The sequence below is a fragment of the Pseudomonas sp. P110(2024) genome, from assembly GCF_057480795.1.
In genome coordinates this window covers 261,553-285,981 of record NZ_JBLIYT010000002.1, presented here as the reverse complement: position 1 = coordinate 285,981, position 24,429 = coordinate 261,553, and the positions used below count along the sequence as shown (strand labels likewise).

22 protein-coding genes and 1 other RNA gene are annotated in these 24,429 nt (G+C 64.3%); 18 read left to right on the top strand and 5 right to left on the bottom strand.

Annotated elements, in window-relative coordinates; translation table 11 throughout:
• The first annotated feature begins 225 nt into the window (after positions 1-225).
• The 9 genes from rplM to AC25ND_RS04210 all read left to right on the top strand — a co-directional run bounded on the left by rplM (position 226) and on the right by AC25ND_RS04210 (position 11,508).
• Positions 226-654 carry a 50S ribosomal protein L13 gene (gene rplM, locus AC25ND_RS04250; protein ID WP_008097538.1) on the top strand — a complete coding sequence of 143 codons (429 nt, stop codon included), beginning with the start codon at positions 226-228 and terminating at the stop codon, positions 652-654.
• Positions 655-668: 14 nt separating this feature from the next.
• Entirely contained in the window at positions 669-1,061 is a 393-nt protein-coding gene (gene rpsI / locus AC25ND_RS04245) for a 30S ribosomal protein S9 (RefSeq protein WP_003260797.1), read from the top strand.
• A 265-nt stretch (positions 1,062-1,326) separates the two neighbouring features.
• A complete protein-coding gene (petA, locus tag AC25ND_RS04240) occupies positions 1,327-1,920 on the top strand; it encodes a ubiquinol-cytochrome c reductase iron-sulfur subunit (protein ID WP_023628711.1) in 594 nt (197 codons plus the stop codon).
• Complete coding sequence (locus tag AC25ND_RS04235; protein WP_028689760.1) at positions 1,920-3,131, top strand: cytochrome b; 1,212 nt, start codon at positions 1,920-1,922, stop codon at positions 3,129-3,131. The genes petA and AC25ND_RS04235 overlap by 1 nt, the downstream gene beginning before the upstream one ends.
• Positions 3,131-3,910 carry a cytochrome c1 gene (locus AC25ND_RS04230; RefSeq protein ID WP_028689759.1) on the top strand — a complete coding sequence of 260 codons (780 nt, stop codon included), beginning with the start codon at positions 3,131-3,133 and terminating at the stop codon, positions 3,908-3,910. The genes AC25ND_RS04235 and AC25ND_RS04230 overlap by 1 nt, the downstream gene beginning before the upstream one ends.
• A 116-nt stretch (positions 3,911-4,026) precedes the next feature.
• Entirely contained in the window at positions 4,027-4,650 is a 624-nt protein-coding gene (locus tag AC25ND_RS04225; protein WP_028689758.1) for a glutathione S-transferase N-terminal domain-containing protein, read from the top strand.
• Between the two features lie 12 nt (positions 4,651-4,662).
• Positions 4,663-5,082, top strand: a complete 420-nt coding sequence (locus AC25ND_RS04220) for a ClpXP protease specificity-enhancing factor (RefSeq protein ID WP_062364059.1) — start codon at positions 4,663-4,665, stop codon at positions 5,080-5,082.
• Positions 5,083-5,333: 251 nt separating this feature from the next.
• Positions 5,334-8,333: an autotransporter serine peptidase EprS gene (gene eprS, locus AC25ND_RS04215; protein WP_486976117.1), complete on the top strand. Its 3,000-nt coding sequence runs from the start codon at positions 5,334-5,336 to the stop codon at positions 8,331-8,333.
• Between the two features lie 178 nt (positions 8,334-8,511).
• Positions 8,512-11,508: an autotransporter domain-containing protein gene (locus AC25ND_RS04210; protein ID WP_189662021.1), complete on the top strand. Its 2,997-nt coding sequence runs from the start codon at positions 8,512-8,514 to the stop codon at positions 11,506-11,508.
• A 74-nt stretch (positions 11,509-11,582) separates the two neighbouring features.
• Here AC25ND_RS04210 and AC25ND_RS04205 read toward each other — a convergent pair whose 3' ends face one another.
• The 5 genes from AC25ND_RS04205 to AC25ND_RS04185 form a co-directional block, all read right to left on the bottom strand.
• Positions 11,583-11,801 carry a YgdI/YgdR family lipoprotein gene (locus AC25ND_RS04205; RefSeq protein ID WP_028689754.1) on the bottom strand — a complete coding sequence of 73 codons (219 nt, stop codon included), beginning with the start codon at positions 11,799-11,801 and terminating at the stop codon, positions 11,583-11,585.
• Between the two features lie 58 nt (positions 11,802-11,859).
• Positions 11,860-12,438 carry a BON domain-containing protein gene (locus AC25ND_RS04200; protein WP_028689753.1) on the bottom strand — a complete coding sequence of 193 codons (579 nt, stop codon included), beginning with the start codon at positions 12,436-12,438 and terminating at the stop codon, positions 11,860-11,862.
• The gene (locus AC25ND_RS04195; RefSeq protein WP_028689752.1) at positions 12,435-13,028 is read right to left on the bottom strand and encodes a phosphoheptose isomerase; all 594 of its coding nucleotides are present in this window, start codon (positions 13,026-13,028) and stop codon (positions 12,435-12,437) included. Before AC25ND_RS04195 ends, AC25ND_RS04200 begins: the two co-directional genes overlap by 4 nt.
• Positions 13,029-13,115: 87 nt before the next feature.
• Positions 13,116-13,487: a YraN family protein gene (locus AC25ND_RS04190; protein ID WP_028689751.1), complete on the bottom strand. Its 372-nt coding sequence runs from the start codon at positions 13,485-13,487 to the stop codon at positions 13,116-13,118.
• The gene (locus AC25ND_RS04185; RefSeq protein WP_486976116.1) at positions 13,487-15,304 is read right to left on the bottom strand and encodes a penicillin-binding protein activator; all 1,818 of its coding nucleotides are present in this window, start codon (positions 15,302-15,304) and stop codon (positions 13,487-13,489) included. The genes AC25ND_RS04190 and AC25ND_RS04185 overlap by 1 nt, the downstream gene beginning before the upstream one ends.
• Positions 15,305-15,492: 188 nt before the next feature.
• Between AC25ND_RS04185 and rsmI the strand changes: the two genes are divergently transcribed.
• From rsmI to mraY, 9 genes are all read left to right on the top strand, one after another.
• Positions 15,493-16,368, top strand: coding sequence for a 16S rRNA (cytidine(1402)-2'-O)-methyltransferase (rsmI, locus tag AC25ND_RS04180; protein ID WP_062364066.1), 876 nt, complete (start codon positions 15,493-15,495; stop codon positions 16,366-16,368).
• 67 nt (positions 16,369-16,435) lie between these two features.
• Positions 16,436-16,795, top strand: an RNA gene (gene rnpB / locus AC25ND_RS04175) — RNase P RNA component class A.
• Between the two features lie 309 nt (positions 16,796-17,104).
• Complete coding sequence (mraZ, locus tag AC25ND_RS04170; RefSeq protein ID WP_062364068.1) at positions 17,105-17,560, top strand: division/cell wall cluster transcriptional repressor MraZ; 456 nt, start codon at positions 17,105-17,107, stop codon at positions 17,558-17,560.
• Complete coding sequence (gene rsmH, locus AC25ND_RS04165; protein ID WP_050703844.1) at positions 17,557-18,504, top strand: 16S rRNA (cytosine(1402)-N(4))-methyltransferase RsmH; 948 nt, start codon at positions 17,557-17,559, stop codon at positions 18,502-18,504. Before mraZ ends, rsmH begins: the two co-directional genes overlap by 4 nt.
• Positions 18,501-18,794, top strand: coding sequence for a cell division protein FtsL (gene ftsL, locus AC25ND_RS04160; protein ID WP_028689746.1), 294 nt, complete (start codon positions 18,501-18,503; stop codon positions 18,792-18,794). The genes rsmH and ftsL overlap by 4 nt, the downstream gene beginning before the upstream one ends.
• Positions 18,794-20,521, top strand: a complete 1,728-nt coding sequence (locus AC25ND_RS04155; RefSeq protein WP_162175252.1) for a peptidoglycan D,D-transpeptidase FtsI family protein — start codon at positions 18,794-18,796, stop codon at positions 20,519-20,521. Before ftsL ends, AC25ND_RS04155 begins: the two co-directional genes overlap by 1 nt.
• The gene (locus tag AC25ND_RS04150; RefSeq protein WP_028689744.1) at positions 20,521-21,984 is read left to right on the top strand and encodes a UDP-N-acetylmuramoyl-L-alanyl-D-glutamate--2,6-diaminopimelate ligase; all 1,464 of its coding nucleotides are present in this window, start codon (positions 20,521-20,523) and stop codon (positions 21,982-21,984) included. Before AC25ND_RS04155 ends, AC25ND_RS04150 begins: the two co-directional genes overlap by 1 nt.
• Positions 21,977-23,344, top strand: coding sequence for a UDP-N-acetylmuramoyl-tripeptide--D-alanyl-D-alanine ligase (locus AC25ND_RS04145; protein WP_062364070.1), 1,368 nt, complete (start codon positions 21,977-21,979; stop codon positions 23,342-23,344). Before AC25ND_RS04150 ends, AC25ND_RS04145 begins: the two co-directional genes overlap by 8 nt.
• Complete coding sequence (gene mraY / locus AC25ND_RS04140; protein WP_028689742.1) at positions 23,344-24,426, top strand: phospho-N-acetylmuramoyl-pentapeptide-transferase; 1,083 nt, start codon at positions 23,344-23,346, stop codon at positions 24,424-24,426. Before AC25ND_RS04145 ends, mraY begins: the two co-directional genes overlap by 1 nt.
• The last annotated feature ends 3 nt before the right edge of the window (positions 24,427-24,429 follow it).

The following is a 24,429-nucleotide window of genomic DNA, read 5'->3' as shown; positions in this document are numbered from 1 at the left end:
AAAGCAGGTTGAAATTTTTCCTGCAATCTGGATAATTCGGCCCCTCTCCGTGTGGCGGAAGTGATGCACCACCATGCAGGGGAACCCTTGTCGAACATTGGCGTGCCCGACCCGAGCCCCCAAAAGCGTCAGCGTTCGGCTGCGCGCTTGCCCTTGGCAAGTTGTGCACTATCCAGTAAGATTCGCCGTCTATTTTTCGCTGGGCGGCCTCTGAGGCTTTAGAGAATGAAAACTTTTACTGCTAAACCGGAAACAGTAAAGCGCGAGTGGTTCGTAGTCGACGCCGCTGGTCAGACCCTGGGTCGTCTGGCTACCGAAATCGCTAGCCGCCTGCGTGGCAAGCACAAGCCAGAATACACCCCTCACGTTGACACCGGCGACTACATCGTCGTCATCAACGCCGAGCAAATCCGTGTGACTGGTGCCAAGTCTTCCGACAAGATGTACTACTCCCACTCCGGCTTCCCGGGCGGTATCAAGGAAATCAACTTCGAGAAGTTGATCGCCAAGGCCCCTGAGCGTGTTATCGAAACCGCGGTCAAAGGCATGCTGCCGAAGAACCCGCTGGGTCGCGACATGTACCGCAAGCTGAAAGTGTACGCGGGTGCAGCTCACCCACACACTGCTCAGCAGCCTCAAGAACTGAAGATCTAACGGGATAGTTCATTATGTCGGCGACTCAAAACTACGGCACTGGCCGTCGCAAGACCGCAACCGCACGTGTATTCCTGCGTCCGGGCACTGGCAACATTTCCATCAACAACCGTTCTCTGGACGTGTTCTTCGGCCGCGAAACCGCTCGCATGGTTGTTCGCCAGCCGCTGGAACTGACCGAGACCGTTGAGAAGTTCGACATCTACGTCACCGTTTCCGGTGGTGGTGTCAGCGGTCAAGCCGGTGCAATCCGCCACGGCATCACCCGCGCCCTGATGGAATACGACGAAACCCTGCGTGGCGCCCTGCGTCGTGCTGGCTACGTCACCCGCGACGCTCGTGAAGTCGAGCGTAAGAAAGTGGGTCTGCGTAAAGCGCGTAAGCGTCCTCAGTACTCCAAGCGTTAATACCGCTTCGGCAGTCGAAAAAAGCCCGGTTCCTTTTTGGAACCGGGCTTTTTTTATGTCTTGAACTAACCTCTCTGTCAGTCCGTGGCCGTTTGTCGCATAGACACAGATCAAGCAAAGCGAGGGTTGTAGCCCGACGAGCGGGTAATCACCTTGTCAGCGTGTGGATTTGTTCCTTACCATTGCGGCCAATTTTTAGTGCCACAGACATACCTAAGTAGATGCCTGTTAGAGCAGGCCAAGCAAGCTGATGGGAGAGGACTGAATGAGCAATGACGGCGTCAACGCAGGCCGGCGCCGCTTCCTCGTAGCCGCGACATCCGTGGTCGGGGCAGCGGGGGCAGTGGGGGCTGCGGTACCGTTCGTGGGGTCATGGTTTCCCAGTGCCAAGGCGAAAGCCGCAGGGGCACCGGTGAAGGTCAATATCGCCAAGGTCGAGCCCGGCCAGCAGATGGTGGCCGAGTGGCGCGGTCAACCTGTATTCATCGTGCGGCGAACGGAAGAGATCCTCGGCAATCTGAAAAAGATCACCGGTGAGCTGTCCGACCCCGAGTCCAAGGCGTCGGTGCAGCCGACCTACGTCGATCCGCAAGTTCGCTCGATCAAGCCCGAGATCCTCATCCTGGTCGGCCTGTGCACTCACCTGGGTTGCTCGCCGACGTTCCGTCCTGAAGTCGCTCCCGCCGACCTCGGCCCGAAATGGGTCGGTGGCTATTTTTGCCCATGCCACGGCTCGCACTATGACCTGGCTGGCCGGGTCTACAAATCCCAGCCGGCCCCTCTCAACCTGCCAGTGCCACCGCACTCGTACGAGTCGGACGAAATCATCGTCATCGGCGTCGATCAGGAGAACGCATGATGAGCAAGTTCATGGAGTGGATCGATGCGCGCTTCCCCGCGACGAAGATGTGGGAAGACCATCTGAGCAAGTATTACGCGCCCAAGAACTTCAACTTCCTGTACTTCTTCGGCTCCCTGGCACTGCTGGTGCTGGTCAACCAGATCGTCACCGGCGTGTGGCTGACCATGAGCTTCACCCCCTCGGCGGAAGAGGCCTTCGCCTCGGTCGAGTACATCATGCGCGACGTCGAATACGGCTGGATCCTGCGCTACCTGCACTCCACCGGCGCCTCGGCGTTCTTCATCGTGGTCTACCTGCACATGTTCCGCGGGCTGCTCTACGGCTCCTACCAGAAGCCACGCGAACTGGTCTGGCTGTTCGGCATGCTGATCTACCTGGCGCTGATGGCCGAGGCGTTCATGGGCTATCTGCTGCCGTGGGGGCAGATGTCCTACTGGGGCGCCCAGGTGATCATCTCGCTGTTCGGCGCGATTCCGGTCATCGGTGATGACCTGACCCAGTGGATTCGTGGTGATTACCTGATCTCCGGCATCACCCTGAACCGCTTCTTCGCCCTGCATGTGGTGGCCCTGCCGATCGTGATCCTCGGCCTGGTGGTGCTGCACATCCTGGCGCTGCACGAAGTGGGGTCGAACAACCCCGATGGCGTGGACATCAAGAAGAAAAAGGACGAGAACGGCATCCCGCTGGATGGCATCCCGTTCCACCCTTACTACACCGTCAAGGATATCGTCGGCGTGGTGGTGTTCCTTTTCGTGTTCTGCGCGGTGGTGTTCTTCTTCCCGGAAATGGGTGGCTACTTCCTGGAAAAACCGAACTTCGAGCAGGCCAACGCCTTCAAGACCCCTGAGCACATCGCGCCGGTGTGGTACTTCACGCCGTTCTACGCGATCCTCCGTGCGGTACCCGACAAGCTGTTCGGGGTCATCGCCATGGGTGCGGCGATCGCCGTGCTGTTCGTGTTGCCCTGGCTCGACCGCAGTCCGGTGCGCTCCATGCGCTACAAAGGCTGGCTGAGCAAAATCTTCCTGCTGGTGTTCTGCGTGGCCTTCATCATCCTTGGTGTACTGGGCGTGCTGGCGCCGACACCAGGGCGTACCTTGCTGTCGCAGGTGTGCACGGTGCTGTACTTCGCGTACTTCCTGCTGATGCCGTTCTACACAAGGCTCGAGAAGACCAAACCGGTTCCGGAAAGGGTGACTGGCTGATGAAAAAGTTTATTGCAGTATGCTTGCTGGCACTGATGCCTGGCCTTTCCTTCGCCGCCGAGCATGGCCTGGAGCTGGACAAGGTCGATATCGACCTGACCGACAAGGCCGCGATGCAGGATGGCGCGCGTACTTTCGCCAACTATTGCATGGGGTGCCATAGCGCCAAGTTCCAGCGGTACGAGCGAGTCGCCGACGACCTGGGGATCCCGCATGAGGTGATGCTCGAGAACCTGGTGTTCACCGGCGCCAAGATCGGCGACCACATGAAGATCGGCATGCAGCCCAGCGATGCCAAGACCTGGTTCGGCGCCGCGCCGCCCGACCTGACCCTGGTCGCTCGGGTGCGTGGCAGCGACTGGCTGTACACCTACCTGCGCAGCTTCTACGAGGACAAGACGCGGCCATACGGGGTGAACAACAAGGTCTTCCCGAACGTCGGCATGCCCAACGTGCTGGTGGGCCTGCAGGGTAACCAGGTGATCGGTTGCAAGCAGGTGCAGACCGAGGTCGATGGCAAGAAGCAGTTCGACCCGCTGACCGGCAGCCCGCTGACCCATGAGGCGTGCGACCAGCTGACCGTGGAGGAGAAATCCGGTACCCTGACGGCCGAGCAGTTCGACGAGAAGGTCAAGAACCTGGTGACCTTCCTGGCCTATTCGGCCAACCCGGTCAAACTGGAAAGCCAGCGCATCGGTACCTACGTGTTGCTGTACCTGGCTTTCTTCTTCGTGTTCGCCTACTTGCTCAAGCGCGAATACTGGAAGGACGTGCACTGATCACGCAGTAGTTTCTGGTAGTTGAACGCGCCCGGGGGGCTCCAGCGATAGTGCTGGGGCGCCCCGGGCGCGTTTTCATTTAAGTTTTACAAGCATCCCGTGCGAGGAGGCGCTACATGGGCGCAACCAACAGGTTAGCCTGCTATTCCGACCCCGCTGATCATTACTCTCATCGGGTCCGCCTGGTGCTTGCGGAGAAAGGCGTCACGGTGCAGATCATCGATGTCGACGCCAATCGCCTGCCGCCCAAGCTGATTGAAGTGAACCCTTACGGCAGCTTGCCGACCCTGGTCGATCGCGACCTGGCGCTGTACGAATCGACCGTGGTGATGGAGTACCTCGAGGAGCGTTACCCGCACCCGCCGCTGATGCCGGTCTACCCGGTGGCCCGGGGCAACAGCCGCCTGCTGATGCACCGCATCCAGCGTGACTGGTGCGCCCTGGCCGACACCGTGCTTGATGCGCGCAGCAGCGAGGCGGCACGCACCCAGGCGCGCAAGGAGCTGCGCGAGAGCCTGACCGGCGTGGCGCCGCTGTTCGGCGAGATGGCCTGCTTCATGAGCGAGGAGCAAAGCCTGGTCGATTGCTGTCTACTGCCCATTCTCTGGCGTTTGCCGGTGATGGGTATCGAGTTGCCGCGGCAGGCCAAGCCGCTGCTGGATTACATGGAGCGACAGTTCGCCCGCGAGCCTTTCCAGGCGAGCCTGTCCGCTGCCGAACGTGAAATGCGCAAGGTTTAAGAGGAACCGTTGATGAACTCCAGTCGCCCCTATCTTGTTCGTGCGCTGTACGAGTGGATCGTCGACAACGATTGCACGCCGCATATGCTGGTCAATGCCGAGTATCCGGCGGTCCAGGTACCCCAAGGTTTCGCCAGCGATGGCCAGATCGTCCTGAACATCTCCCCCAGTGCCGTGCGCAGCCTGCACATGGATAACGAGGCGGTGAGTTTCGAAGGCCGTTTTGGCGGCGTTGCGCACTCGCTCTTCGTGCCGGTCGGCGCCATCCTCGGGATCTATGCCCGGGAGAACGGCCAGGGCATGGTCTTTGAACTGGAGCCGCCGTTCGAGGATGAGGATGACCATGAAGCTGAAGGCGTCGAGCCGGATGATGATGGGCCGCCCGAGCCACCACGCCCCACTGGCCGTCCGAGCCTGAAGGTGGTCAAGTAGGCGTTGGGCAGTCAGGCCGGGCAGGTTCGGCACCGCTGAAGATGTTTCGACGCCGATTGACTTATTGTAAGCAATTTCAGAAGCTCACGACTTGCAGCCGTAGGCTGCCTCCAGGCCTGAGGCCGAAGTAACTTGGCCAGGGGCGGGCGACCGCCTCTGGCTCGATAGGGCCTTGCGGCCGAGCAATGCAGCGACACACCGGTCGACCCAGGACGGGCGACCCAACAACAAAAACAAGAGAAGTCATCGACATGGATGTGAGATGTGATCAGCTCAAGGCGCTGACGGGCACCCTGTGCCTGGCGTTCGCCACCGGACTGCCGCTGCCTGCTGTGGCGGCCTATCAGGAAACCGGTCGCCTGGGCGACCCTGCCAGCTGGCGGTCGGCCGAGTACCAGCAGGACTGGGGCTTGGAGCGCATGCAGGCGAGTCAGGCCTATGCCGCCGGCATCACCGGCGCCGGCGTCAGCATTGGCGCCCTGGATTCGGGATTCGACGCCGCCCACCCTGAAGCCAACCCCTTGCGTTTTCACGCCGTTACCGCCACCGGCCAGTACCTGGATGGCACTCCGTTCAGCGTGACCGGGGGACTCAATGGCGCCAACGACAGCCATGGCACCCATGTCACCGGCACCCTGGGTGCGGCCCGTGATGGCGCTGGCATGCATGGCGTGGCCTTCAATGCCCAGGTCTACGTGGGCAACACCAACCACGACGACAAGTTTCTGTTCGGCCCCAGCCCTGACCCCAAGTATTTCAAGGCGGTCTACGATGCCCTGATGGACGCCGGTGTACGGGCCATCAACAACAGCTGGGGCAGCCAGCCCAAGGATGTCAGCTACCAGACCCTGGACGGCTTGCGCGCGGCCTACGCTCAGCATTTCCAGCAGGACACCTGGCTCGACGCCGCCGGCGACGTGGCGCGTCGGGGCGTGATCAACGTATTCAGCGCCGGCAACAGCGGCTATGCCAATGCCAGCGTGCGCTCGGCGCTGCCGTACTTCCAGCCGGAGCTGGAAGGCCACTGGCTGGCGGTGTCGGGCCTGGACAAGAACAACCAGCAGAAATACAACCAGTGCGGCATCGCCAAGTACTGGTGCCTGGCGACCCCGGGCGCGGCGATCAGCAGTACCGTGCCCGGTGGCGGCTACGCCACCTACAACGGCACCTCGATGGCCGCACCTCATGCCACAGGGGCCTTGGCCCTGGTCATGGATCGCTATCCCTACCTGAACAACCAGCAGGCCCTGCAAGTGCTGCTGACCACCTCGCGCCAGCTCGACGGTTCGCCGACCCAGGGACCCAGCGAGCGGGTAGGCTGGGGCGTTCCGGACCTGGGCCGGGCGTTGCACGGGCCCGGGCAGTTGCTGGGTGAATTCGACGTCAACCTGGGGCGCGGGCAGGGCGATAGCTGGAGTAACGGCATCTCCGACCAGGCCTTGGTGCAGCGTCAAACCGAGGACGCCGCAGAGCGCCAGGCCTGGCAGCAGACCCTCAAGGATCGCGGCTGGGAGCATGGCCTGGCAGCGGGCGCCAGCCAGCAGGATCGCAGTGACTATGCCTTGGGCATGGCCCGTGACGCGGCTGCCGCGCGGCGGGTCTACCAGGGCAGCCTGGTCAAGTCCGGGGCTGGCTGGCTCGAGCTCACGGGTGACAGCAGCTACCGCGGCCCGACCCGCGTCGATGGCGGCCTGCTGGCGGTCAACGGCAGCCTGCAATCGGCGGTGACGGTCAACGCGGGCGGTACCCTGGGCGGCAACGGGCGGGTCGGTGCCCTGACCGCCAGCGCCGGGGGCGTGGTGGCCCCGGGTAACTCCATCGGCACCTTGAGTGTCGCTGGCAACCTGGACTTGCAGCCGGGCTCGACCTACCGGGTGGAACTGTCGCCCACGGCCAGCGACCGCCTTGTCGTTGCTGGTCAGGCCAGTGTCGGCGGCGCCAATCTCAGCCTGGAGCCCAAGGCGCGGCCGAACCTTTTGGCCGGTGGCCCGGTATCCAGCCTGGTGGGGCGCCAGTTCGACATCCTGCAGGCCGCAGGTGGCGTCAACGGGCGCTTCGCCCAGGTCGAGCCCGACTACCTGTTCCTGGGGACCTTCCTTGATTATTCGGCCAACGGCGTGCAACTGGACGTGACGCGCAGCGCCACGACGTACGCCAGTGTTGGTGCCACGGCCAACCAGCGCGCCAGCGGCGGTGCCGTGGAGCGGTTGGGGCCGGGCAATCCCGTGTATGAAAGCCTGCTGCTTTCGACCTCGGCGGACCAGGCCCGGGACGGCCTGCGTCAGCTGGCCGGGGAGATCTACCCGGCGCTGGACTCGATGCTGCTCAGCCAGGGCTCGGTCTTGCGCGATGCCCTGGGTGAGCGAGTGCAAGGTCGCGCACAGATTACCAATGCCTCTGGAAAAGGTGACAGCGAGTCGGGTGCGACTCAGCTCTGGCTCAAGGGCCTGGGCAGCTGGGGGCGCATCGAGGGTGTGCAAGGCACCGAGTCCTATACCAGTTCCCTGGGCGGCGTGCTGCTGGGCGTGGACCATGACCTTGACGAGCAGACCCGGGCCGGCCTGGCCGCAGGCTACAGCGACAGCTCCCTGGGCATGGGCGGCAGCCACTCCCGGGCCACGGTCGACAGCTACCACCTGGGTGCCTATGCCCGCCACGACCTGGACCAGTTGCGCCTGAGCCTGGGCGCCAGCCACAGCTGGCATCGTGCCGAAGTCCGGCGCGACCTGGCCTATGGCGAGGTGTCTGGCCGCCAGCGCGCACGGATCGATGCCCGCAGCCAGCAGGTGTTCGCCGAGGCGGCCTATCGCCTGGCGTTGCCGGCGGTACAGCTGGAGCCTTTCGCCAACCTGACCTACCAGCACCTGGAGCGCGACGGCTTCCACGAGAAAGGCGACGCCGCGGCGCTGCATGCCGGTGACGAGCAGCGCGACGCCTGGCTCGGCACCTTGGGCCTACGTGGGCGCCAGCAATGGCAGCTGGGCCCGCAGCAGGACCTGCAACTGGCGGCAAGCCTGGGCTGGCAGCATCGCCTGAGCGGCACCCAGGGCCTTGAGCACCTGGCTTTCGCTGGCAGCGACCTGCCGTTCCGGGTGGAGACCGCGCCGGCCTTGCGCGATGCCGCGCTGGTGGGACTGCAGGCACGGGTAGGGCTGACCCGCGACCTGGACCTGAGCCTGGACTACCAGGGGCGCCTGGCCAGTCGCGAGCAACAGCATGGCGCAGGGCTCAACCTGCAATGGCGGTTCTGAAGCGCCCTGGCGTGATACGGGCCAGGCGTTGCAACACGGAGTGTGACCAACGCGGTACTAAACCAAAACAAAACTAAGGAAGGTTGTAGTGAAGCACGTCAGAAAGGATGACAGCGCACTCGCGCAGGGCTGGGCCTTGGCCCCACTGGGGCGGGCATTGGTGGGTTGGGCGGCGCTGATGGGCACGGCCCAGGCCGCGCCCTACGTGGAGAGTGGGCGCCTCGGCGATGCCGGCAGCTGGCGCAGCAGCGAGTTCAAGGCCGACTGGGGGCTGGGGGCGATCCACGCCGACAGCGCCTATGCCGCCGGCTACAGCGGCAAGGGGGTGAAGCTGGGGATTTTCGACCAGCCGGTATATGCCCCGCACCCCGAGTTCGCCGGCAAGGACAAGATCGTGACCCTGGTCACCAGCGGCATTCGCCAGTACACCGACCCCTATATCCCGGTGAAGGCCGGCGATGCGTTCCGCTATGACGGCAGCCCGTCGGTGGGCTCGGACGGCAAGCTCGGCTCCCACGGCACCCACGTCGGCGGGATCGCCGCCGGCAACCGTGATGGCGAGTCGATGCACGGCGTGGCCTATGATGCGCAGATCATCAGCGCCGACAACGGCGACCCCGGCCCCGAGGATGGCATCGTCCTGGGCAACGATGGCGCGGTGTACAAGGCCGGCTGGGACAGCCTGGTGGCCAGCGGCGCGCGGATCATCAACAACAGCTGGGGCATCGGTATCACCGATCGCTTCGCCAAGGGCGGGCGCAATCCGGACTTTCCGCATTTTACCGTGGACGATGCCCGCGCACAGTTCGCGCAGATACAGCCACTGCTGGGAACCTTGCCGGGCGGCGCCTACGACGGGGCCATCGCCGCCGCCCGCAGCGGAGTCCTGACGATCTTCGCCGCCGGCAACGACTACAACCTGAACAACCCCGACGCGATTGCCGGCCTGGGCTATTTCGTTCCGGACATCGCCCCGAACTGGATGACCGTGGCGGCGTTGCAGCAGAACCCCGACACCAGTAGCGCCAACCCGTACCTGGCCAGCACGTTCTCTTCCCGTTGCGGCTATACCGCGAGCTTCTGCGTCTCGGCTCCCGGTACCCGGATCTACAGCGCGGTGATCGGCGGCACCAGTCTGGAGGACCTGACCCAGGGCTATGCCAACAAGAACGGCACGTCCATGGCCGCGCCCCATGCCGCCGGCGCGGCGGCGGTGCTGATGGAGCGCTTCCCCTACATGAGCGGCGCACAGATCGCCAGCGTGCTGCGCACCACCGCCACCGACATGGGCGCGCCCGGCATCGATGCCTTGTACGGGTGGGGCATGATCAACCTGGACAAGGGGATCCGCGGTCCGGGCATGTTGGTCACCGAGCAGGACATCCCCGAGGAGTTCCGCATCGCCGGCGGCTACGGCCCGAGCCAGTTCGTGGTTGATCTGCCGGGTGTCGGCGCCGTGGTGGACGCCGGTAGGCCGACCCAGCGACTCTGCAACGGCCTTAGCTGCGTACTGGACCTGTGGAGTAACGATATCTCCGGCCATGGTGGCCTGACCAAGCAGGGTATCGGTACCCTGGTGCTCAGCGGCAACAACACCTACGCAGGTCCAACCCTGGTCAACCAGGGGCGGCTGGCGGTCAATGGCTCGTTGCAATCGACGGTGACGGTCAATGACGGCGGCGTGCTGGGCGGCAATGGCCGGATCGGTGCGCTGGTGGTCAACCGTGGCGGGGTGGTGGCGCCAGGCAACTCCATCGGCACCCTGCGGGTGGGCTCCGATGTCACCTTCCAACCGGGCTCGACCTATGCCGTGGAGCTTGATGCTACTGGCAGCGACCGCCTGGTCAGCGATGGCACGGTTTCTGTAAACGGTGCGAACCTGGCCCTGGATCTGCAGAATCCCGGGGTTTCGCTGCAGTCCCAGCCGGCAACCAGCCTGGTGGGACGTCAGTTCGACATCCTGCAGGCCGCTGGCGGCGTGCAGGGCGGTTTTGCCGCTGTGCAGTCCAACCTGCTGTTCCTTGGTGGTGGCCTGGCCTACACCGGCACCGGGGTGCAGCTGGCGGTGCAACGTAGCGCCAGCTTCGCCAGTGTCGGCCTGACCGCCAACCAGCGTTCGGTGGCCGCGGCCGCCGAACGGCTCGGCGCGGGCAATCCGGTCTACGAGAGCCTGTTGTTGTCGGCTGATGCCGGCAGCGCCCGGCAGGCGTTCGATCAACTGTCCGGTGAAATCCACCCGGCGGTGGGCAATCTGCTGCTCAACGATAGTCGCCAGTTGCGCGACGCCGTGGGCGAGCGTACCCGCCAGCAGGGTGTCGCCGCCGCGCCGGCCATGGACGCCCAGGGCAACGGCCTGTGGGTCAAGGCCCTCGGGGCCTGGGGCAAGGCCGACGGTGATTCTGGCCATGCGCGCTACAGCAGTTCGATCGGCGGCATGCTGCTGGGTGTCGACGGGCAGATGAGTGAGGACACCCGCCTTGGCGTCTTCACCGGCTACAGCGACAGCTCGCTGAGCATGGGTGATGGTCGTCATTCCTCGGCCAGCGTCGACAGCTACCACTTGGGTGCCTATGCCGGCAAGGAACTGGAGCAGGTGCGCCTGAGCCTGGGCGGCAGCCACAGCTGGCATCGCATCGAGACCAAGCGCGAGCTGCAGTACAACGAGGTCAGCGATCGCCAGAAGAGCAAGCGTGATGCGCAGAGCACCCAGGTGTTCGGCGAGGCCGCCTGGAAGGTCGCGGTGCCTGGCATGGCCCTGGAGCCGTTCGCCAACCTGGCCTATGTGCATATCGCCAGTGACAGCTTCAAGGAACATGGCGGCGCCGCCGCGCTCGAGGGTGGGCGGGATAACCGTGATGCCTGGCTCTCTACCCTGGGCATGCGCGCCGGTAAGCAGCTGCAATTGTCCAGCGGCCAGGCGGTGGAGCTATCCGCCACCCTGGGTTGGCAGCACAACCTGAGCTCCACCGGGTCCGACCAGCATCTGGCCTTTGCCGGCCAGGGCGATAGCTACAAGGTCCAGGCGCTGTCCCTGGACCGTGATGCGGCGGTGGTTGGCGCACGGGCGGGGATCAGCCTGGGGCGTCAGGCCCGGGTCAACCTCGACTACAACGGACTGCTGGGTAGCCGCGACAAGAGCCACGGGGTCGGCCTGACCCTGGACTGGGCGTTCTGAGGCCCTGAAAAGCAAAACGCCCGATGCTGAGCATCGGGCGTTTTGCTTGACCTGCCTGAACCGCCATTTCGCAATTACAGGTCCTTGATGCTCTGCACCTGGTCCTTGTTGATGCGGGTCGGCTTGCCGTCCAGTTGCTTGAACTCGTAGAAGCCGGAGTTGCGGTCGAAGTGCGGAGTGTCGGTGGTCTGCAGTTCGCGACCATCGTTGAGGGTGATCACGCTCGGGGTGGAGCAGCCGGCCAAGGTGGCGAAGGCGCCGATCAGCAGGGCGGGCAGCAGCAACTTTTTCATCGAGTACTTCCTGGATCAGAGGGGAAAGGCGAGCGTCCTGACGCCCGCCGAAGGGTTGTCAGTCGATGTATTCGAACAGCTTGACGATCTTCTGCACGCCCGACACGCCCTGCACCACGTTGGTGGCGGCGTTGGCCTCCTGCTGGCGGACCAGGCCGAGCAGATAGACAATACCGTTCTCGGTGATGACCTTGATGCGCGAGCTGGGAACGCTCTCGTCGGCCAGCATCTGGGTCTTGATCTTGGTGGTCAGCCAGGCGTCGTTGTTGCGCGCCAGAATCGACGATGGCTGCATCACCTGCAGCTCGTTATGCACCTTCTTGACCCGCTGCACCTGGCCGGCGGTCTGCTCGGCAAGGGACTTGAGGTCAGCGCGCGGTGTCTGGCCGGCAAGCAGCACCACGCCGTTGTAGCTGCTGACGACGATGTGCGAACCCTTGTCCAGCTCCGGGTTGGCCTTGGCGATGTTGACCGAGACCTTGGTCTCGATCAGCGAGTCGTCGATCTTGCTGCCGATGGTGCGGGTGCCGCGGTCGTCCTCGATCGGCGAGTTGCGGGTCGAGGTCAGCACGGAACTGCAGCCGGAGACACCCAGGCACAGGGTTAGGGCCATCAGGCCGAGACGCTTGGAGATCATTCTTCACTCCCGAACAGTTGGCTGTCGATCAGGTCGCACAGACAGTGGATCGCCAGCAGGTGGACTTCCTGGATGCGTGCGGTCACGCTCGAGGGGACGCGGATTTCCACGTCCTCGGGCAGCAGTAGCGAGGCCATGCCGCCGCCGTCGCGCCCGGTCAGGGCAACGACGATCATTTCGCGGTCATGGGCGGCCTGGATCGCCTGGATCACGTTGGCCGAGTTGCCGCTGGTGGAGATTGCCAGCAGGACGTCGCCGGGCTGGCCCAGGGCGCGGATCTGCTTGGAGAAGACTTCGTTGTAGCTGTAGTCGTTGGCGATCGAGGTGAGCGTGGAGCTGTCGGTGGTCAGGGCGATGGCCGGCAGGCTCGGGCGTTCGCGCTCGAAGCGGTTGAGCAGTTCCGATGAGAAATGCTGGGCGTCGCCGGCCGAGCCGCCATTGCCGCAGGCGAGCATCTTGCCGTCGTTGAGCAGGGTGTTGACCATGACCAGGCTGGCCTGCTCGATGTAGGGTGCCAGGATGTCCATTGCCTGTTGCTTGGTGTCGATGCTGTTCTGGAACAGTCGGCGGATTCGGGATTGCATGTCCATCTGGGTGACCTTAAGAGGGGCGGTGGCCTTTGCTACGCGCAACAGTGACCAGCCCGCGAAACATAGAGCTAGAAAATCGAATTGGGTTCAGCATTCGAAGGCGTTTTTCAGCCATTGAAGCGGTTGCCCCGCATGCCCCTGGCCCTGCAGGGCGACAACGTCGAAACGGCAGGGGTGGGTGGCCCAGCAGGGCGCTTGCTGCAGGAAGAGGTTGGCGGCCAGCGCCAGTCGCTGCTGCTTGCGCCCATCGATACTGGCGAGCGCTCCGCCGAACTCCGCATGCAACCGGTAGCGGACTTCGACGAATACTACTGTATCGGCATCGAGCATGACCAGATCGAGCTCGCCCCGCTTGCATCGCCAGTTGCGCGCCAGCAGCCGCAGGCCTTGCCCCTGAAGGTATTCAAGGGCGTGGTCCTCGGCGGCCTGGCCGGCGCGGCTGGGCGATGCGCCGGGCATCAGCGCGGCGTGTCCGGCAGGCGCTTGACCTGGCCACCGGCGAACTCGGCCCACGGCAGTTGGCGCTCGACGCGCTGGCTGGCGTTCATGCTCAGACTGCCCGACAGGCCCTCGACGCGGTTGTCCGGCAGTGCCTTGAGCTGGCCCAGGCGTGGCGCCAGGCTGTAGGCGTCGACGCCCATGGCATACAGCCGGCCGAGGCTGCCGGCGGCCTGCGGCCACTGCTGCACGACCTGCTGGCGCAGGCTGTTGGTGGTGTCCAGCAGCCACGGCGTTTCGCAGAAGCGGATGCCGTTCATGTCGTTGTACTGGTTGACGTCGCCGCTGGCGCTGTACAGGTTGGAGGTGGCGTAGACCGGTACGTCGCCGGCGTACTGGAAGTTCAGCGTCGGTTTGATCTGCTGGGCTTGTTGTGGCGTCGAGGCGAGGAAGATGAAGTCGATGTCCTGGCGACGCGAAGGCTGGGCGGCGATGTTACCGCCGACGGTGCTCTGCAGGCTCTTGGCGCGGCCTTCGCTCTGGCGCAGCTGGAACAGGTCGGCGATCTGCTGGGCGAGGGCAACCGGCTGGGCGATGCGCTGGGCGCTGATCAGGGTACCGCCATTGCCTTCCCAGTCCTGGCGGAAGGCGGCGAGCACGCGGTCGCCCCACTCACCGCTCGGCACCAGGGCCACGGCGCGGACCATGCCGTCGGCGCGGGCGCGGCGGGCGACTTCGCGGGCTTCGTCCTCGGCGGCCAGGCCGAACTGGAACAGTTGCGGCGGGGCTTTCTGGCCGGCGTCGGCGTAGTTCAGGGCCAGGGTGGTGATGGGCAGTTGCGGGTAGGCGGCGAGTTTCTTGACCAGCGGTTTTTCCAGCGGGCCGACCACCAGTTGCACGCCAGCGGCCTGGGCCTGGCGGTAGAAGTCATCCAGCGAGGTGATGCGCGAGCTGTCGAACACCTGTACGGCGGGGGTCGGCTGGCCACCTTGCTGTGCCTGGAAATGGGCGGCCATGAAGCCGTCGCGCAGGGCGCGGGCGACACCGGCCAGCGGGCCTTCCTGGGGCAGCAGCAGGGCGATCTTGGTCAGTGGTTGGCTGGCCAGTTCCTTGAGTTTGACCAGGGCGGTCGGCAATTGCCTGGCAGCCGGGTGCTCGGGGTGTTGCTGGCGCCAGGTGTCGATGGCGGCCTGTTGCTGCTCCAGGGTGCCGGCGCGCTTGACGGCGAGGGCCAGGCTGGTCCAGCCGGCCAGGGTCTCGTTGGCGGCGGGCTGTTGCAGCTGTTCGGCGGGCAGCGATGCAACCAGAGCCCAGGTGGCGTCGTTGTTGGCGGCGGCGGCCTGCTCGCTGAGCAACGGCGCCAGCAGCACGCGCTGCTGGGCGGCAGCCAGGGCTTGGCCGTCGGCCTCGAGGGCGGCGGCGTGGACGCTGTAGGTGCGAACCTGCTGCTCAGCCGGCAGTTCGCCGACGCGTTGCAGGCTCGGGTGCGCGAGGGCGGTCAGGGCGGCCTTGGGCTGGTTGCGGCTCATGGCCAGTTCCGCGGCCAGGGTCGAGGCGAACACCTGCTGAGCGGGCTTGAGCGGTTCCAGTTGGACCTGCTCGAGGATCCGGGCCGCGCGCGGGAAGTCCTTGTGCTTGTATGCCAGGTCCGCGGCGCTCAGGCGCAGCAGGGCCGCGTCCTCGGCGGACTTGCTGGAGGCTGCCTTCTCGAGCAGTTGCTCGATGCTGGCGTCCGGGGTGCGTGGCAGTTCGCCCAGGCTGGATGAGGGCGAGCTGGCGCAGGCTGCCAGCAGGGCAGCGAGGCAGAGGGCTGTGAGCAGCCGCAGACAAGCGATCATGTAAAGGTCCTGTTACTCGATCAAGTTGGCCGGCAATTGTACCCAAGCGGGGGGCGGGGCGCGATCTCGTCGACACTGATCCTTCACTATAGGTGGCCGCCAGCAGCGCCGGGGTGAAGTTCTTTGCGCCCTGTTACCGGCGCTCGGGCTACAATGGCGACCTTTGATCCGAAAAGCAGGTGTGCGCAGTGACTGATGTTGCAGGGGTTTCGAAATCCACGTTGGGCAAGCTTTACGTCGTCGCCACGCCCATCGGCAACCTCGACGACATGAGCGCCCGGGCGTTGAAGGTGCTGGCCGATGTGAGCCTGATCGCCGCCGAGGACACCCGTCACTCGGTGCGCCTGCTGCAACACTTCGGCATCGATACGCCGCTGGCGGCCTGCCATGAGCACAACGAGCGCGACGAAGGCGGGCGCTTCATCACCCGTCTGCTGGCCGGCGATGATGTGGCACTGGTGTCCGACGCCGGCACGCCATTGATTTCCGACCCGGGCTATCACCTGGTGCGCCAGGCGCGTGCCGCCGGTGTGCAAGTGGTGCCGGTACCCGGTGCTTGTGCGCTGATCGCTGCGCTGTCGGCGGCGGGGCTGGCGTCGGACCGCTTTATCTTCGAGGGATTCCTGCCGGCGAAAGCCGCCGGGCGCCGGGCGCGTCTGGAGCAGGTCAGGGAAGAGGCGCGCACGCTGATCTTCTATGAGGCGCCGCATCGTATTCTTGAGTGCCTGGAAGACATGGAGGCGGTGTTCGGTGGCGATCGTTCGGCGGTATTGGCGCGCGAGATCACCAAGACCTTCGAGACCCTGAAAGGGCTGCCCCTGGCCGAGCTGCGCGCGTTCGTGCAGGGCGACAGCAACCAGCAGCGCGGTGAGTGTGTTGTGCTGGTGGCGGGCTGGAGCGCGCCAGAGGGCGATCAGGCCATCAGCGCCGAGGTCCAGCGCGTGCTGGATTTGCTGCTGGCCGAGTTGCCGTTGAAGAAGGCCGCGGCTTTGGCGGCCGAAATTACTGGTGTGCGCAAGAACCTGCTCTACCAGTTGGCGCTGGAAAAACAGAAATCCCATTAATGGCGTAATGACATTATTTGTTGCATCGCTTGTTCTTGGGCGCGGCTACCGGTAACCTTGTCGGCGGAGAGTCGATCGGACAGTCGCTGCCGTCTTTTGTTCCGCAAAAGTCGGGGGAGGAAAGTCCGGGCTCCATAGGGCAGAGTGCCAGGTAACGCCTGGGAGGCGCGAGCCTACGGAAAGTGCCACAGAAAACAACCGCCTAAGCACTTCGGTGCCGGTAAGGGTGAAAAGGTGCGGTAAGAGCGCACCGCACGGCTGGCAACAGTCCGTGGCTAGGTAAACCCCACTCGGAGCAAGACCAAATAGGGTTCCATACGGCGTGGCCCGCGTCGGAACCGGGTAGGTTGCTAGAGGCGTCCAGTGATGGCCGTCGTAGAGGAATGACTGTCCTCGACAAAACCCGGCTTACAGATCGACTCTCCACCTCTTCCTTCCCTGCTTGAATCGATAGCAGATCTGACCTGGTAATACCGAAAAATTCTTACTCTTAATAAATTACTTTAACTCAACGCCCTATCCGCTTGAGTGTGTTTGATTTTTTTCGTCATTTTTCCTCTCTGTTAATCCTTCCATCTTCCTTTGTTGCGCTAAATCGCCGTCCTGTAAGGGATTTCCCTATGAACGTGCCTTGACGGTGTGGCGGGCGGATTCCTATAGTGTGCGCAAGTGGCAGAAAGTGGGATGAAGTGGGTTTTCTGACACAAAAAAGCTAACATTGTGGGGAATCGCAGCCGTGTTCCGCGGAGCCAACGCCGTCAGCCTCGATGCCAAGGGCCGTCTCGCCATGCCGAGCCGGTACCGTGACGAGCTCGATTCGCGTTGCAATGGTCAGTTGATCGTGACCATCGACGCCGTTGATCCCTGCTTGTGTGTTTATCCCCTCGACGAGTGGGAACAGATAGAAGCCAAGCTGCGCGCCCTGCCGTCGTTGCGTGAGGAAAACCGTCGCCTGCAGCGTTTGCTGATCGGCAATGCGGTTGACCTGGACCTCGATGGCAGTGGACGTTTCCTGGTGCCGCCGCGCCTGCGTGAGTACGCCAAGCTGGACAAGAAGGTGATGCTGGTGGGGCAGCTGAACAAATTCCAGCTGTGGGACGAGGATGCCTGGAACGCGGTTTCGGCAGCCGACCTTGCAGCTATTCAACAACCGGGCGCCATGCCCGATGATTTGCGTGACCTGATCCTGTGACCATAGATAGCGGCTTCAACCACATCACCGTCCTCCTCGACGAAGCCGTCGAGGCCTTGGCTCTGCGCGCCGACGGTTGCTATCTGGACGGCACCTTCGGGCGTGGCGGCCACAGCCGCCTGATCCTCAGCAAGCTCGGGCCGCAGGGGCGGCTGCTGGGGTTCGACAAGGATCCACAGGCGATTGCCACCGGGCAAGCGCTAGCGGCCGAAGACGGCCGCTTTGTCATTGTGCAGCGCAGCTTTGCCGAGCTGGGTGCCGAGGTGGCCGAGCGCGGCCTGGCAGGCAAGGTCAGCGGCATCCTGCTTGACCTGGGCGTGTCTTCGCCGCAGCTCGATGACCCCGAGCGTGGCTTCAGTTTCCTCAACGACGGCCCGCTGGACATGCGCATGAACCCGAACCAGGGTATCAGCGCCGCCGAGTTCATCGCCACTGCGCCGGTCGAGGAAATCGCCCGTGTGTTCAAGGAGTATGGCGAGGAGCGTTTCGCCGGGCGCATGGCGCGTGCCGTGGTCGAGCGTCGCGAGAAGCAGCCGTTCACCCGTACCGCCGACCTGGCCGAGGTGCTCAAGGTCGCCAATCCGGCCTGGGAGAAGGGCAAGAATCCGGCCACTCGAGCGTTCCAGGGGCTGCGCATTCACGTCAACAATGAACTGGGTGACCTCGAGACGGGCCTTGAAGCCGCGCTCGATGCCCTCGAAGTGGGTGGCCGCCTGGCGGTGATCAGTTTCCACTCGCTGGAAGACCGTATCGTCAAACTGTTCATGCGCAAGCTGGTCAAGGGCGAAGCGGACAACCTGCCGCGCAACCTGCCGGTGCAGCACAAGACCTTCGAGCCGAAGATCAAGCTCATCGGCAAGGCGCAGTTCGCCTCCGAAGCCGAACTCAAGGCCAACCCGCGGTCGCGCAGCGCCGTGATGCGGGTGGCGGAGAAGTTGCGGTGAGCCGGCTGTTTGCCAAGCCTTTGCCAGGCGGAAGCTTCCTGATGCTCCTGCTGTTCGTCGCCGTCCTGATTTCGGCCATTGCCGTCTCCTACAGTGCCCACTGGAACCGCCAACTGCTCAACACCCTGTACGGTGAACTGAGCGAGCGCGACAAGGCCCAGGCCGAGTGGGGGCGGCTGATCCTCGAGCAAAGCACCTGGACCGCGTCCAGCCGTATCGAGAGCCTGGCCTCCGAGCAGCTCAAGATGCGCGTGCCCGCCGCTGACGAAGTGCGGATGGTGGCGCCATGATGAAGCTCGAGGGCGCGCTCTATCCTTGGCGGTTCAGGGTGGTTATCGGCTTGCTGGCGCTGATGGTCGGTGCCATCTGCTGGCGCATCATCGACCTGCAGGTGGTCGACCGTGACTTCCTCAAAGGCCAGGGTGATGCCCGCAGTCTGCGCCATATTCCCATTCCTGCGCACCGTGGCCTGATCACCGACCGCAACGGCGAGCCGCTGGCCGTCAGTACTCCGGTCACCACCTTGTGGGCCAACCCCAAGGAAATGCAGGCGGCAAAGGATCGCTGGCCGCAACTGGCCGCCGCGCTGGGGCAGAACCCGCAGCAGCTGACCGAGCGCCTGACCCAGCAGGCCAACAAGGAATTCATCTACCTGGTCCGTGGCCTGACCCCGGAGCAGGGCCAGCACGTGCTCGACCTGAAGGTGCCGGGTGTCTATGGCCTGGAAGAGTTCCGTCGCTTCTATCCGGCAGGCGATGTCACCGCGCACATGGTCGGCTTCACCGACCTGGACGACCATGGTCGTGAGGGCGTCGAGCTGGCCTACGACGAGTGGCTTGCGGGAGTGCCCGGCAAGCGGCAGGTGATCAAGGACCGGCGTGGTCGGCTGATCAAGGATATCCAGGTAACCAAGAACGCCAAGGCCGGCAAGACCTTGGCGTTGTCGATAGACCTGCGCCTGCAATACCTGGCCACCCGCGAACTGCGCAACGCGATCGCCGAACAGGAAGCCAAGGCCGGCAGCCTGGTGATCATGGACGTCAAGACCGGTGAGGTCCTGGCCATGGTCAACCAGCCGACCTACAACCCGAACAACCGCCGCAGCATGTTCCCGGCGGCCATGCGCAACCGGGCGATCATCGACGTCTTCGAGCCGGGTTCGACGGTCAAGCCGATCTCCATGAGTGCTGCGCTGCAGAGCGGCCGCTGGAAACCCACTGACAAGGTCGAGGTGTATCCGGGCAGCTTGCAGATCGGCCGCTACACCATCAAGGACGTGTCCAGGAGCGAGGGCCCGATCCTCGACCTGACCGGCATCCTGATCAACTCGTCCAACGTCGGCATGAGCAAGATCGCCTTCGATATCGGTGGCGAGGCCATCTATCGGGTGATGTCCCAGGTCGGCCTGGGCCAGTACACCGGCCTCGGCTTCCCAGGAGAGCGCGTCGGCAACCTGCCCAACCACCGCGAGTGGCGCAAGGCCGAGACCGCGACCCTGTCGTATGGCTATGGCGTGTCGGTGACCGCCCTGCAACTGGTGCATGCCTACGCCGCGCTGGCCAACGACGGCAAGATGGTGCCGCTGTCGATTCTCAAGGTCGACAAGGCGCCGGAAGCGGTGCAGGCCATCCCAAAGGAAACCGCCGAAACCGTGCAGGCCATGCTGCAGCAGGTGATCGAGGCGCCACGTGGGGTGTTCCGCGCCCAGGTGCCGTTCTATCACGTGGGTGGCAAGTCGGGTACCGCGCGCAAGGCCACCGTCGGTTCCAAGGGCTACACCGAGAACGCCTACCGTTCGCTGTTCGCCGGCTTCGGCCCGATGAGCGATCCGCGCTACGCCATCGTCGTGGTCATCGACGAGCCGAGCAAGGGCGGTTACTTCGGTGGCCTGGTCTCGGCCCCCGTATTCAGCAAAGTGATGTCGGGCACCCTGCGCCTGATGAATGTACCGCCGGACAACCTGCCGCCTTCGACGCAGCAAGCCAGCGCAGTACCCGCCAAGGGAGGGCGAGGTTGATGACGATGCCATTGAGCAAACTGTTTGCCCATGCCAGCCGCGATCCGTTGATCCGCGAGCTGACCCTGGACAGCCGCGCCGTGCGCCCGGGCGACCTGTTCCTGGCCGTGCCGGGGGCCAAGGTCGATGGTCGCGCGCATATTGCCGATGCGCTGGCTCGTGGCGCCGCCGCAGTGGCCTATGAAGAGCAGGGCGCCAGCGTGCTGCCGCTCACCGATGCGCCGCTTATTCCGGTCAAGGGTCTGATCGGCCAGCTGTCGCAGATCGCCGGCCGCTTCTATGGCGAGCCGAGCCGTCAGCTCGACCTGGTCGGCGTGACCGGCACCAATGGCAAGACCAGCGTGACCCAACTGCTGGCCCAGGCGCTTGACGCCCTGGGCAACCGCTGTGGCCTGATCGGCACCCTCGGCACCGGTTTTTATGGCGAGCTACAGAGCGGCCGCCTGACCACGCCGGACCCGATCGCCGTGCAATCGACCTTGAATGACCTGAAGAAGGGCGGGGCCAAGGCCGTGGCCATGGAGGTATCTTCCCATGCGCTCGAGCAGGGTCGGGTTGCCGCGCTGGACTTCGATATCGCGGTGATGACCAACCTGTCCCGCGACCACCTGGACTACCACGGCAGCATGGAGGCCTACGAGGCCGCCAAGGCCAAGCTGTTCGCCTGGTCGAGCCTGCGTGCCCGGGTGGTCAACCTGGATGATGACTTTGGGCGTCGCCTGGCAGATGCTCCTGCCACATCGCGCCTGATCAGCTACAGCCTGCAGGATTCGGCGGCGTCGCTGTTCTGCAAAGAGGCTGCCTTCAACGATGATGGCGTGCGCGCCGTGATCGTCACCCCGCAGGGCGAGCATGTCTTGCGTAGCCGCCTGCTGGGGCGTTTCAACCTGAGCAACATGCTGGCGGTGGTAGCCACACTGATGGCGCTGGATTACCCGCTGGACGAAATTCTCAAGGTCATCCCGCAACTGCAAGGGCCGGTCGGCCGCATGCAGCGCCTGGGTGGCGGAGACAAGCCGCTGGTGGTGGTCGATTACGCCCACACCCCGGATGCCTTGGAAAAAGTACTCGAAGCCCTGCGTCCGCACGCTCACGGCAAGCTGCTGTGCCTGTTCGGCTGTGGTGGCGATCGTGACGCTGGCAAGCGCCCGCTGATGGCTGAAGTGGCCGAGCGCCTGGCCGACCGAGTGCTGGTCACCGACGACAACCCGCGTAGCGAAGACCCCATGCGGATCTTCGACGATATTCGCCCCGGATTCGCCAAGCCTGCGGCCGTCGCGTTCGTCGCCGGCCGTGGCGCGGCCATTGCCCAGCTGATCGCCAGTGCCAGTGCCGACGACGTGATCGTCCTGGCTGGCAAGGGGCACGAGGATTACCAGGAGATCAATGGCCAGCGCCATGACTTCTCCGACCTGGTCGAAGCCGACAAGGCACTTGCAGCCTGGGAGGCGCCACATGCTTAAGCCGATGATCCTCAGCCAGCTGACCGGCGCCCTGAATGCGCGTCTAGCAGGCGCCGACGCCAGCTTCACAGGCGTGAGCATCGACAGCCGCAGTGTCGTCGCCGGCCAACTGTTCGTCGCCCTGACCGGGCCGCGCTTCGATGGCCACGACTACCTGGCTGACGTGAAGGCCAAGGGCGCGGTCGCCGCGCTGGTCGAGCGCGAAGTCGCCGGTGTCGACCTGCCGCAGCTGCTGGTCGCCGACTGCCGTGTCGCCCTCGGCCAGCTCGGCGCGCTGAACCGTGCCGCCTTCGACAAACCGGTGGTGGCCATCACTGGTTCCAGCGGCAAGACCACGGTCAAGGAAATGCTCGCCGCGATCCTGCGTACCCGTGGACCGGTGCATGCCACCCGGGGCAACCTGAACAATGACCTCGGCGCACCGCTGACCCTGCTCGAGATCGCTCCGCAGCACAGCGCCGCGGTGATCGAGCTGGGCGCCTCGCGCATCGGCGAGATCCGCTATACCGTCGGCCTGACCCGACCGCAGGTGGTGATCATCAACAACGCCGGTACTGCCCACGTCGGCGAGTTCGGTGGCCCGGAGAAGATCGTCGAAGCCAAGGGCGAGATCCTTGAAGGCCTGGGCGAGGGCGGCACGGCCATCCTCAACCTGGCCGACAAGGCGTTCGAGATCTGGCGCAAGCGGGCCGGCAATCACCGCATCTTCAGTTTCGCCCTGGACGACCCGCAGGCGGACTTCCATGCCAGCGACATCGGGCGCGACGCCCGTGGCTGCCCGTCGTTCACCCTGCACGGCCCGGACGGCAGCGTCTCGGTGCAGTTGAACCTGCTCGGCACACACAACGTCAGCAACGCCCTGGCCGCGGCAGCCGCTGCCCATGCCGTTGGTCTGAGCCTGAGCGGCATCGCTGCGGGCCTTGCCGCCGTGCAACCGGTCAAGGGCCGCACCGTGGCGCAGATCGCACCCAGCGGCGTGCGGGTCATCGACGACAGCTACAACGCAAATCCCACCTCGATGTGCGCCGCCATTGATATACTCGCCGGCTTTTCCGGGCGCACCGTTCTGGTGCTCGGGGATATCGGCGAACTGGGACAATGGGCCGAGGAAGGCCACCGCCAGGTGGGCGACTATGCCCGCGGCAAGGTCGACGCGCTGTACGCGGTGGGCACCAACATGGCCCATGCGGTCAAGGCGTTCGGCGCCAATGGCCGCCATTTCGCTACTCAAGCTGAGCTTATCGCTGCCGTTGGCGCCGAGAATACCAGCGATACCACTATCTTGATCAAGGGCTCGCGCAGCGCTGCGATGGAAAACGTCGTGGCTGCACTGTGTGGTGCCAGCGGGGAGAAACATTAATGCTGCTGCTGTTGGCTGAGTATCTGCAACAGTTCCACAAGGGCTTCGCGGTCTTCCAGTACCTGACCCTGCGCGGGATCCTGGGTGTGCTGACCGCGTTGTCCCTGGCCCTGTGGTTGGGCCCGTGGATGATCCGTACCCTGCAGATCCGCCAGATCGGTCAGGCCGTGCGCAACGACGGCCCGCAATCGCACCTGTCCAAATCCGGCACCCCGACCATGGGCGGCGCGCTGATCCTGTCGGCCATTGCCATCAGCACCCTGCTGTGGGCCGACCTGACCAACCGCTACGTGTGGGTGGTCTTGATTGTCACCCTGGCGTTCGGCGCCATCGGCTGGGTCGACGACTACCGCAAGGTAATCGAAAAGAACTCCCGTGGCCTGCCGAGCCGCTGGAAGTATTTCTGGCAGTCTGTGTTCGGCCTGGCCGCGGCGATCTTCCTGTACAAGACCGCGCCGACCAGCGTCGAGACCACGCTGATCATCCCGATGCTCAAGGACCTGGCGATTCCGCTGGGCGCCGGGTTCATCGTGCTGACCTATTTCGTCATCGTCGGCTCAAGCAACGCGGTCAACCTGACCGACGGCCTCGATGGCCTGGCGATCATGCCGACGGTGATGGTCGGCGGTGCCCTGGGCATCTTCTGCTACCTGTCGGGTAACGTGAAGTTCGCTGAATACCTGCTGATCCCTTACGTGCCGGGCGCGGGCGAGCTGATCGTGTTCTGCGGCGCGCTGATCGGTGCCGGCCTGGGCTTCCTGTGGTTCAACACCTATCCGGCCCAGGTATTCATGGGCGACGTCGGCGCCCTGGCGCTGGGCGCGGCCTTGGGTACCATCGCGGTGATCGTCCGCCAGGAAATCGTCCTGTTCATCATGGGCGGCGTGTTCGTGATGGAAACCCTGTCGGTGGTCATCCAGGTGGCTTCGTTCAAGCTCACCGGCAAGCGCGTGTTCCGCATGGCGCCGATCCACCACCACTTTGAACTCAAGGGTTGGCCCGAGCCACGGGTGATCGTCCGTTTCTGGATCATCACCGTGATTCTGGTGCTGATTGGCCTTGCCACCCTGAAACTGAGGTAAACG

Bases quoted from the DNA above. Each gene is read 5' to 3' on its own strand.
- AC25ND_RS04190 (WP_028689751.1), bottom strand. From the start codon at position 13,487: ATGCCCGGCGCATCGCCCAGCCGCGCCGGCCAGGCCGCCGAGGACCAC.
- AC25ND_RS04200 (WP_028689753.1), bottom strand. From the start codon at position 12,438: ATGATCTCCAAGCGTCTCGGCCTGATGGCCCTAACCCTGTGCCTGGGT.
- AC25ND_RS04185 (WP_486976116.1), bottom strand. From the start codon at position 15,304: ATGATCGCTTGTCTGCGGCTGCTCACAGCCCTCTGCCTCGCTGCCCTG.
- AC25ND_RS04155 (WP_162175252.1), top strand. From the start codon at position 18,794: ATGAAGCTCGAGGGCGCGCTCTATCCTTGGCGGTTCAGGGTGGTTATC.
- petA (WP_023628711.1), top strand. From the start codon at position 1,327: ATGAGCAATGACGGCGTCAACGCAGGCCGGCGCCGCTTCCTCGTAGCC.
- eprS (WP_486976117.1), top strand. From the start codon at position 5,334: ATGGATGTGAGATGTGATCAGCTCAAGGCGCTGACGGGCACCCTGTGC.
- AC25ND_RS04145 (WP_062364070.1), top strand. From the start codon at position 21,977: ATGCTTAAGCCGATGATCCTCAGCCAGCTGACCGGCGCCCTGAATGCG.
- AC25ND_RS04235 (WP_028689760.1), top strand. From the start codon at position 1,920: ATGAGCAAGTTCATGGAGTGGATCGATGCGCGCTTCCCCGCGACGAAG.
- AC25ND_RS04210 (WP_189662021.1), top strand. From the start codon at position 8,512: ATGGGCACGGCCCAGGCCGCGCCCTACGTGGAGAGTGGGCGCCTCGGC.
- AC25ND_RS04195 (WP_028689752.1), bottom strand. From the start codon at position 13,028: ATGGACATGCAATCCCGAATCCGCCGACTGTTCCAGAACAGCATCGAC.
- AC25ND_RS04220 (WP_062364059.1), top strand. From the start codon at position 4,663: ATGAACTCCAGTCGCCCCTATCTTGTTCGTGCGCTGTACGAGTGGATC.
- AC25ND_RS04205 (WP_028689754.1), bottom strand. From the start codon at position 11,801: ATGAAAAAGTTGCTGCTGCCCGCCCTGCTGATCGGCGCCTTCGCCACC.
- AC25ND_RS04230 (WP_028689759.1), top strand. From the start codon at position 3,131: ATGAAAAAGTTTATTGCAGTATGCTTGCTGGCACTGATGCCTGGCCTT.
- rplM (WP_008097538.1), top strand. From the start codon at position 226: ATGAAAACTTTTACTGCTAAACCGGAAACAGTAAAGCGCGAGTGGTTC.
- rpsI (WP_003260797.1), top strand. From the start codon at position 669: ATGTCGGCGACTCAAAACTACGGCACTGGCCGTCGCAAGACCGCAACC.
- mraY (WP_028689742.1), top strand. From the start codon at position 23,344: ATGCTGCTGCTGTTGGCTGAGTATCTGCAACAGTTCCACAAGGGCTTC.
- AC25ND_RS04150 (WP_028689744.1), top strand. From the start codon at position 20,521: ATGACGATGCCATTGAGCAAACTGTTTGCCCATGCCAGCCGCGATCCG.
- AC25ND_RS04225 (WP_028689758.1), top strand. From the start codon at position 4,027: ATGGGCGCAACCAACAGGTTAGCCTGCTATTCCGACCCCGCTGATCAT.